This window comes from Pediococcus damnosus, from assembly GCF_001437255.1.
GTDB classification, from domain to species: Bacteria; Bacillota; Bacilli; order Lactobacillales; family Lactobacillaceae; genus Pediococcus; species Pediococcus damnosus.
Genome location: NZ_JQBD01000144.1, coordinates 1 through 2,604, shown reverse-complemented (window position 1 = coordinate 2,604; position 2,604 = coordinate 1). Strand labels below are relative to the sequence as shown.

General features: G+C 46.8%; 3 protein-coding genes. All 3 read left to right on the top strand.

Annotated features, from left to right (window positions below):
• Positions 1–42: 42 nt before the first annotated feature.
• Entirely contained in the window at positions 43–228 is a 186-nt protein-coding gene (locus tag IV84_RS10825) for a hypothetical protein (protein ID WP_081115657.1), read from the top strand.
• A gap of 63 nt (positions 229–291) precedes the next feature.
• The gene (locus IV84_RS10270; RefSeq protein WP_056986612.1) at positions 292–1,320 is read left to right on the top strand and encodes an IS30 family transposase; all 1,029 of its coding nucleotides are present in this window, start codon (positions 292–294) and stop codon (positions 1,318–1,320) included.
• A gap of 101 nt (positions 1,321–1,421) precedes the next feature.
• Positions 1,422–2,558, top strand: coding sequence for a family 20 glycosylhydrolase (locus IV84_RS10265; RefSeq protein WP_226997994.1), 1,137 nt, complete (start codon positions 1,422–1,424; stop codon positions 2,556–2,558).
• Positions 2,559–2,604 lie beyond the last annotated feature (46 nt).

Below are 2,604 nucleotides of genomic sequence, written 5' to 3'. Positions count from 1 at the left end.
CGGCATGAAGATGGGGGTATGCACTTGTAATCTAAATGTAAAATTAAAGACGCCTATAAGTATTTAAAAGAAATTACTGAAAATGGGGCTTATTATCAAGCGGCTTGGCAAAAATTAGCCGATGGCTACGTTGCCCTTTATGGCACGACCCCGATTCAAATAAGATCATTGCCTCGATTTAAAATTGAAGTGCAACACTTGATAACTAGACCAATTAGACTAGCTTAAAAGGCCATGAAGGCCTATTCTTATTATTAACGACAAAATCAACAGATAAGGATAGGTGTCTTCATGACCCAAACTAAGAATATCATGCCTAAGCATTACCAACAACTCCAATCTTTTGAACGCGGTCAAATTGAGTCCCTGACTCGATTAGGATTTGGCGTTCGTCAGATCGCCAGCCGGCTTCACCGGAGTCCCAGCACCATTTCTCGCGAATTAAAACGCGGGTTAACCACCCAGATTGATTCCCAGAAACATCGGTCATATCAGGGCTACTTTGCCGAGCGCGGGGCGGCTTACTATCGAGAACAGCGGGCCAAGTGTCACCCCAAAGGTTTACTGCAGCGGGCTGCCGTGTTCTTCAAGTCCCTGCCGAAAGCTTTAAAAGCTAAGCCACAAGTTTTCAGTGTCGATACGTATGTCCACTATTTCAAAGCTCATTACCCGGGCTTTCCCTGCCCATCACCGGCTACGGTCTATCGGTATATCGAGGCTGGCAAGCTCCCGGAGCTTCACAACTATGATTTACCCATGAAGCTACGTCGCCGCGTTAAACGCCCGAATCACCGACATGCCCGCCTGAATAAAAAACGGCTTGGACAGTCCATTGAAGACCGGCCCGCAGTGGTTCGGAAACGTCAGGAGTTGGGCCATTGGGAAGGCGACTTAGTGAAAGCCAAACGGGTTGAGTCCGAACCAGCTTTAATGACGTTAACCGAGCGAGTTAGCCGGATGGAAATTATCGTTAAATTGCCTGATTACCGGGCAGAGACTTGCCGGCAAGCCCTCCAAGATACGATTGATGATTACGGTGCAGAAAACTTTCGGACGATCACGTTTGACAACGGCTCGGAATTCGCTAGTTTAAATCAGGTTCAAGGAACGGAAATCTACTTTGCCCATCCATATTCTCCCTGGGAACGGGGCACTAATGAGAATGTGAATGGTCAATTAAGAGAGTTCTTCCCAAAGGGGCATTCCTTTAAAAACCTCTCATTAGTGGATCTGCAGTTGGTTCAAGACACGCTGAATCACCGTCCCCGCCGCTGTTTAAGCTATAGTTGTCCAGCGGATGTTATGCCACAACTGGTTTAACTTTCTAGACCAATTATAAGAATAGGCCATTAGTGTTGCACTTAACTTGACAATTGAGGGCAAATATATTTCAAACAAATTTCATTTTGGGGGATTCGCGGATGATACATAAGTTTTGGTTATTTCTAATGCCGTTAATCGTGTTATTGACGGGATGCAGTATGGCCGGTAAACCGGTGGCAAAGAAAGCGCCGACGGTCAACCGGGGCTTTAATGGCGTCACAATTGACGTTTCCCGGCACCACTATCAAGTTTCAACGCTGGTCAAGTTCATTCGATTAGTGAGTGACCACCACGGCAACTTTATTCAGTTGCACCTAAGCGATGACAAAGATTTTGCGATTGAAAACAAGGCGGCGGGTCAAACTACCCGGGGGGCCACTAAAACGGCCGGCGTTTGGCGGAACAAGAAATCTCACCAAGCCTTTTACAGCCGGGGGCAGATTGCTTATTTACTGAAAGATGCCAAGCAGCACCACATCACACTGATTCCCGAGATTGACACGCCGGCCCACGTCACTGGGTTGGTAAAAACGCTGAAGGCGTCAGGTCAGGCCAAACTCGCTAAGCAGTTGAGCTGGCAATCTAAAAGTTACGGGGATGAACTTCATTTGAACGCTGCCAGCATCGCGTTTGTAAAGCGGATGGACCGTGAAATTGCAAGCGAGTTTGCGGATCAGCGAATTAAACGATTTCACTTGGGCGGCGATGAGTTTACTGACAAACTCACAAAGAATACCGCCTACATCAATTACCTGAATGCCACCAGCGAAAACGTTGAAAAGCTTGGATTTACGCCGGAAGCTTGGAACGATGGGTTTTTAACCAACAGTTTAAAGGCCATCAATCATGATATTCAGGTTACCTACTGGAATTGGACCGCTGATCAGTCTGGTGAACTTGGCAAGGAACGGAAAAAGGCGTGGGCTTCGATGCCCCGGCTGATTCAAAACGGCTTCAAGGTATTTAACTACAACGATTACTATCTGTATTTCAACGTGTCAAAGGCCAATCTCAAGCCAAAGAGCGTTGCCTATATGAGTAAGGACATGAAACAATACTGGACGCCGATGCTTTGGCATACTGACCACCAAACGAAATTAAAGACCCGCCACGGCATTGTTGGCAGTAGCGCGTCAATCTGGTCGGATGCTGCGGGGAGGATATCTGATCAGCAAATTTATCAAGCTAGTACGACGTTTATCGAAGACTTTTTGAAGTTGGCGCGCAAGGCTTAATCCGTTGTTCATGACATTCGGTAACGTCAAAAGTTCTATGAAAACC